Origin of the sequence: Streptomyces lonarensis, assembly GCF_012033735.1 — a bacterium.
Classification (GTDB): domain Bacteria; phylum Actinomycetota; class Actinomycetes; order Streptomycetales; family Streptomycetaceae; genus Streptomyces; species Streptomyces lonarensis.
This window is the reverse complement of record NZ_JAAVJD010000281.1, coordinates 1-5,961: the sequence shown is the minus strand read 5'-3', so window position 1 is coordinate 5,961 and position 5,961 is coordinate 1. Positions and strand designations below refer to the sequence as shown.

General features: G+C 72.8%; 6 protein-coding genes. 4 read left to right on the top strand and 2 right to left on the bottom strand.

What is annotated here, in order from left to right:
• The first annotated feature begins 228 nt into the window (after nucleotides 1-228).
• The 3 genes from HCN56_RS22765 to xynA all read left to right on the top strand — a co-directional run bounded on the left by HCN56_RS22765 (nucleotide 229) and on the right by xynA (nucleotide 2,648).
• Nucleotides 229-453 carry a hypothetical protein gene (locus HCN56_RS22765; protein WP_167974109.1) on the top strand — a complete coding sequence of 75 codons (225 nt, stop codon included), beginning with the start codon at nucleotides 229-231 and terminating at the stop codon, nucleotides 451-453.
• 474 nt (nucleotides 454-927) lie between these two features.
• Nucleotides 928-1,416 carry a DUF5707 domain-containing protein gene (locus HCN56_RS22760; RefSeq protein WP_167974107.1) on the top strand — a complete coding sequence of 163 codons (489 nt, stop codon included), beginning with the start codon at nucleotides 928-930 and terminating at the stop codon, nucleotides 1,414-1,416.
• A gap of 506 nt (nucleotides 1,417-1,922) precedes the next feature.
• Complete coding sequence (gene xynA, locus HCN56_RS22755) at nucleotides 1,923-2,648, top strand: endo-1,4-beta-xylanase XynA (RefSeq protein WP_167974105.1); 726 nt, start codon at nucleotides 1,923-1,925, stop codon at nucleotides 2,646-2,648.
• Nucleotides 2,649-2,765: 117 nt separating this feature from the next.
• Here the strand turns inward: xynA and HCN56_RS22750 are convergent, their stop codons facing one another.
• Nucleotides 2,766-3,341, bottom strand: a complete 576-nt coding sequence (locus HCN56_RS22750; protein ID WP_209313076.1) for a CRISPR-associated endoribonuclease Cas6 — start codon at nucleotides 3,339-3,341, stop codon at nucleotides 2,766-2,768.
• Nucleotides 3,342-3,745: 404 nt separating this feature from the next.
• Entirely contained in the window at nucleotides 3,746-4,741 is a 996-nt protein-coding gene (locus HCN56_RS22745; RefSeq protein WP_167974101.1) for a pirin family protein, read from the bottom strand.
• A gap of 278 nt (nucleotides 4,742-5,019) precedes the next feature.
• Between HCN56_RS22745 and HCN56_RS22740 the strand changes: the two genes are divergently transcribed.
• Entirely contained in the window at nucleotides 5,020-5,772 is a 753-nt protein-coding gene (locus HCN56_RS22740) for a DUF4232 domain-containing protein (protein ID WP_167974099.1), read from the top strand.
• Nucleotides 5,773-5,961: the final 189 nt, after the last annotated feature.

Sequence of the window (5,961 nt, the reverse complement as noted above, 5' to 3'; positions counted from 1 at the left end):
CGCTTCCGCGGGAGGCCGTGTCGACGTGACGGGGGGGGGGCGCGGGCCTGCCCGCGCCTGACCCCACCCGCCGTGCTACGGCGCGCTTCACCACCACTCGGGCGCTGCCGCGCACCTTCTGCCGCCGCCTCCCCTGGCCGATTCCGCCTGCCGCGCCCGCACCGCCATGGCTGAGTCGCCTTCAGGTGGGCATGCGAACGACATCGCACGTCGTCAGGAGGTCGCATCATGAAGAAGCGCACACGGCAGAGCGTCGCCGCCGCGATCGGTGTCGTCGTCGTCCTGGTCGCCGGTCTGCTGCTCACCGGAGGCATACCGGACGTGGCCGCCGTCATCGTCGCCACCGTCCTCGGCCTCGCCGCCGCCTGGGCCGCCAACCTCGCGCTGCGCAACAAGCTCGGTGAGCCGAACCCCGCCACCGCGCCCGGTTCCCGCCCCGAACAGCACCCCTGACGACGCTCGCGCCGGCCCGCTCCGCCGTCGCCTCGGCAACAACCGCCACCGCGTGCGCGCGGGCCGGTGCTGCCGGCCCCACCACCTTCCCCGCGTCACCGCTGCACGTCGTGCCGCGGTGCTGACGCACGCCCGGAACCGCGCCGGAGCCGCTGACGAGCCGGCGGCGCGACACCCACGCACCGCGCGCCCGGCCGGCAGCCCCCGCACCCCGCCCGGCCCCCGCCTCCCTGCCCCGCACCGCCGGGGGCGCGGGGCGCCGCCGGGCACCGATGGGTGGACGCCGACCGCCCGTCTCTATCTCTGGTTGAGTGAGCCGATCGTTCAGCAGGACGAAGCACCGCCCGGGTGCCGCGCCATAGATTCGTTCTCAAGCAAAGGGAACCGCAATCGGGGTCGCCGCAAAGGCGGTTCCGGAATTCCGCCGCTCAACTCGCGGGGAACTCCCGGTCCCTCTTCCCTTGAGGAGTTCTCATGAACAAGCGTGTCCTCGTCTCGCTCGTTGCCGGTCTTGCCGCGGTCGGCGCGGTCGCCGCCGGGGGGATCGCGGTCGCCGCCGGCGGGCCGTCCGACAAGCTGACACTGAGCGACGCCCACGCCGAGTGGGTGTCCGCGCCGAACGGCACGGCGGTCTCGCTGACCGTCACCACCGACTTCACGGGTGACTTCTCCGGCGACTCCGCACTGAAGACCGTGCAGGTCGTCGCACTGCCCGAAGACTTCGAGGACGGAATCCTCCGCGAGATCATCAGCTACGAGGACCCGGCCGAGTGCGAGACCGTCTCGGAGAAGAGGGTCTCCTGCGTCTACGCCGTCACCGACGACGGCGACTACGACGAGGAGGAGTACGAGGGCTACATCGAAGCGCTTGCCGGCGAGTGGACGGTGTCGGTCCTCGCCGAGACCGAGGGCGGCGAGACGCTGTTCGTGAAGGAGGCCACCACCTTCACGGTCTCCTTCTGACCGGCGAGCAGGCAGACACAACCCGCCGTGGCGCCGTGGCCGTCCGGGCGGGCCCGCCCCTCCTCGGGCCCGCTCCCGCACCGCCCGCCCCTGGCGCCTCCCGCACCCCCACTGCTCCGATAATTCTCGGAGCCGGCAAGCGGGAAGAGGGCAGCGTTTTCGGCCGATACGGCGATCCCCGCCACCAGCCACCGCCGTGACCTGGTGGACCGTCCGCACGATACGGAACGTGCTTCCGTTCTGTTTCGGAAGTATTGCGGGAACCGTTGACGCGGCGACCGGTCCGCCGCACCATTCTGGGCACGACGGGCCGGCAGCCGCACCACCGACCGTCGTACCCGGGCCGCCCCCGCGGCCCGGCACCGGCCGTGGACGAGCCGACGGCGGCCGGACCGCACCACGTGTTCCACACCGCCGCCACCCCGGCGGCGGTCCCCCCACCCCCGCGAGGCCGGCACGGGTCGCACGCGCAGGCCGGCCATGCGGCGGTCCCCAGGAGGAACCACATGGCGAAGAACCCGAGCCGCGCTACCCGCCCCACCGAGACCGACCGGCCCGACGCACCGCAACGGCCCCTCAGCCGGAGGCTGTTCCTCGGCGGAGTCGGCGCCCTCACCCTCACCTCGTCCACACTGCTCACCACCGGCACCGCCCACGCCCAGACCATCACCCAGAACCAGGAAGGCACCCACGGCGGGTTCTACTTCACGTTCTGGACGGACGCCCCCAACACCGTCTCCATGACGCTCGGCAACGGCGGCAACTACAGCACCAACTGGCGGAACACCGGCAACTTCGTCTGCGGCAAGGGCTGGCGGAACGGGGGCCGCCGCAACGTCGGCTACTCCGGCAGCTTCAACCCGTCCGGCAACGGATACCTCTGCCTCTACGGCTGGACCTCCAACCCGCTGGTCGAGTACTACGTCGTCGACAGCTGGGGCACCTACCGGCCCACCGGCGAGCACCGCGGCACCGTGCACAGCGACGGCGGCACCTACGACATCTACCGCACCATGCGCTACAACGCCCCGTCGGTGGAGGGCAACCGGACCTTCCCGCAGTACTGGAGCGTCCGCCAGTCCCGCCGCGTCGGCGGCACCATCACCACCGGCAACCACTTCGACGCCTGGAACCGCGCGGGCATGGGCCTCGGCAACTTCAGCTACTACATGGTCCTCGCCACGGAGGGCTACCAGAGCAGCGGCAACAGCAACCTCAACGTCTGGGGCTGATACCCAGCCCCTGGCCCCGGCCGCGGCTCCGTCCACTCTGCGGGGGCGGGGCCGATGGGGTGTGACCATGAGGCCGGCGCTGTCCTGGCTGTTCGGGGCGGCGCCGGTCGCCCTCGATCAAGCAGCGATCCACCCGAAGCCGGCTGAGTTGCCCTGCCCGAGCCCCCAACTCCACACGGCCGCCAGCACGTCGGGCTCTCCGCGGAGGGTCACCTCGATCGTGGCACCGGGCTTCTTGCCGGACCCCACGCTGAAGGAGCGCTTCGGCCCGACCGAGCCGACGGAGACCACCTCGATCGCGGGCTTGAGTCCCAGGGTCTCGGCCTTGCGCACAAGATTGCCCTGGAGATACGCCGCCCACCCGGGGTCCCCCGGGAGCAGCCACTGCTGCCGGGGCAGCTGGTCGCCACCTCTTTCGCCGCCCGCACTCTTCATGACGACCGGGGTGGTCGTCCGAAAGGTGGCGAGCCCGGAGGCGAAGGACGGTGGCTCCACTGCGGCGAGGCCTGTCACGCGCAGCGCGACGCCACCCCAGTCCAGCACCTCCCGCCCGGCCAGGCCGCGTGCCACGGCTTCCAGCAGCTCGGACAGCGGGCTGCCGAACTCGATCGTTCCCGATCCACCCGCCGCGTACCGGCCTCGGCTGCGGGCCGCGTGGGGAAAGTACGGCGCGCTGTGCCCGAACGGAGCCATGCGATGGACGCCGTGGCCCTCGGCGTGCAACCGTCGGCCCAACTGCGGCGCATGACGGGCAAGTAGCCCGTAGACCAATGACCGGCCCGGTGAGAGCACCGACGGCCACGGAATTTCCTGTGCCGATGTGGTCATGGACAGCGTCAAGCGCACGGAGACCCACCCCCTGGAAAACGTCCGACCCGGCGTAACCGCCCCCCGCGGTGGCCGCCGTGGCGCCATCAAAACATCCGATTGCACGATCAGCCACGGCAATCGGCAGATGAGGTGGACATCCGAAGTTTCCGGTGGGTCGACCCGGGAGTTGTGCTAACTGCACCCCCGCCGGTGGGCAGTGCGACGGGCCCGGCAGCCGTGGCTGCCGGGCCCGTCGTGGTGGTGGGCGTCGCGTGCCGCCCGGGTGGTCAGTCGGCGGTCGGGGCGGCGTCGTCGGGGGTGGTGTGCGGGACGGGGCCGGGGGCGCGGCCGAGGCGGCCGGCCTGGAAGTCCTCGAAGGCCTGACGCAGTTCGGCCTGGCTGTTCATGACGAACGGGCCGTAGTGCGCCATCGGCTCCCGGATCGGGCGCCCGCCGAGCAGGATGACCTCCAGGTTCGGCGTGTTGCCGTCCTGCTTGTCGTCGGCGCGCACGGTGATGGAGTCGCCGTCGCCGAAGACCGCGGTCTGCCCGAGCTCCACCGGCCGGTGGTCGGTGCCGACGCTGCCGCGTCCGGAGAGGACGTAGGCCAGGCCGTTGTAGTCGCTCTGCCAGGGCAGGGTGATCTCGGCGCCGGGGGAGACGGTGGCGTGGACGAGAGTTATTGGCGTGTGGGTGACGCCGGGGCCGCTGTGGCCGTCGAGGTCGCCGGCGATGAGGCGCAGCAGCCCGCCGCCGTCCGGGGTGGTGAGGAGCTTGACGTTGCCGCCGCCGATGTCCTGGTAGCGGGGGCTGGTCATCTTGTCCTTGGCCGGCAGGTTGACCCAGAGCTGGATGCCGTGGAACAGGCCGCCCGTCATGACGAGCTTCTCCGGCGGCGCCTCGATGTGCAGCAGCCCGGAGCCGGCGGTCATCCACTGGGTGTCGCCGTCGTTGATGACGCCGCCGCCGCCCTCGCTGTCCTGGTGGACGAAGGTGCCGTCCATCAGGTAGGTGACGGTCTCGAAGCCGCGGTGGGGGTGCCACGGGGTGCCCTTGGGCTCGCCCGGCGCGTACTCCACCTCTCCCATCTGGTCCATCATGATGAACGGGTCGAGGTGCCGGTACTTGATGCCCGCGAACGCGCGGCGGACCGGGAAGCCCTCGCCCTCGAACCCGGTGGGCGCGGTGACGACGCCGAGCACGGGGCGCGGGCGCGCCTCCGGTGCGGCGGGCGGGGCGACGGCGGGCAGGGTGAGCGGGTTCTCCACGGTGATCGCGGGCATGGTGGCCTCCTTGGCGTACCGCTTCAGGTTAGTTGAACTCTCAACATTCTGCACGGTGGACGCTATTCCCGCGCGCCGCCGACCGCGTGTGCGAGGCCGTTGTGCAGCAGGTGGGGCGGGACGCCGGGGGCCTGTGGCCGCCCGGGGAACCCGCCGCGCCCGCCCCGGGGGCCCCGCCGCGGGACACCACGCGACACGCGCGGGGTTGCCCGTGGACCGATCCGGCTCGAATGCTTCGGGCCGGTGTGGGGGCGATCGGGTCGGGCAGGCGGCAGCGCATGGACAACGGGACCGAAGCCCCGAAGCGGGGCACAAGTGATCAGAGCCACCACGCCGCCGCCGTCGAGGCGGTCGCCGCGACCGGCCGCTCCCGGCGGGGCGCCTCCCGCCGACGACCCCGCGGCGTGCTGGCGGTGGCGGCCGTGGCGGTCCTCGCCCTCACCGCCTCCGCGTGCGGCTCGGGCGACGACGACAACGACGGCGGAACGGACCAGGAGACCACCGAACCGGACACCGACATCCAGCCCGACCCGGACGTCGAGGAGCCGGGTCTCACCGGCGGCACCGACGACCTCGGCGGGGACGAACCGCGCGAGGGCGCCGAGGGCGGCGCGTTCGATCCGTGCAGCGGCGAGACGCTGGAGGCGTTCCTCACGGGACCCGAGGACGACGGCTCCGAGCGCACGGTCCACACCCTGGAGATCATGAACCTGGGGGCGGAGACCTGCCAGCTCGCCGGCTTCCCGACCGTCACCCCGTTCGACGCCGAGGGCAACCCCATCGGGGAGCCTGCCACCGAGGAGGACCAGCCCATCGGCCCGCTGGCCCTCGACCCGGACGGCGGCGTCACCTACGAGCTGCGCACGGTCGACGAGGATGCCGCGACCGGCGAGTGCGGCGACCCGGCCGCCGAGCTGGAGATCGTGGCCCCGGGGGAGAGCGAGGGGTTCACCATCGCCACCGACGCCGGTGACTCCACCCCGCCCGTGGTCTGCGACGACCTGTTCGAGATCGGCGTCGCCGACCGCTGACGGCCCGGATCGACGGCCCGCCCCGCGGGTCCGACGCCACCGCCCGCCCGGTCCGTGGGGGTCCGGGCGGGCGGTCGCGCGCCGTGCCGGGCGGAGTCGCCGCCCCCGGCGGGCGGCGGACGCGGCGGGCGGCGGGGCGGAGGGCGACGCGCCCTCCGGGCTGGACCGGGCGCGGCAGCAGGCCCGGCG

Coding starts and splice junctions, on each gene's coding strand:
- HCN56_RS22765 (WP_167974109.1), top strand. CDS start 229: ATGAAGAAGCGCACACGGCAGAGCGTCGCCGCCGCGATCGGTGTCGTC.
- HCN56_RS22750 (WP_209313076.1), bottom strand. CDS start 3,341: ATGGCTCCGTTCGGGCACAGCGCGCCGTACTTTCCCCACGCGGCCCGC.
- HCN56_RS22740 (WP_167974099.1), top strand. CDS start 5,020: ATGGACAACGGGACCGAAGCCCCGAAGCGGGGCACAAGTGATCAGAGC.
- HCN56_RS22760 (WP_167974107.1), top strand. CDS start 928: ATGAACAAGCGTGTCCTCGTCTCGCTCGTTGCCGGTCTTGCCGCGGTC.
- xynA (WP_167974105.1), top strand. CDS start 1,923: ATGGCGAAGAACCCGAGCCGCGCTACCCGCCCCACCGAGACCGACCGG.
- HCN56_RS22745 (WP_167974101.1), bottom strand. CDS start 4,741: ATGCCCGCGATCACCGTGGAGAACCCGCTCACCCTGCCCGCCGTCGCC.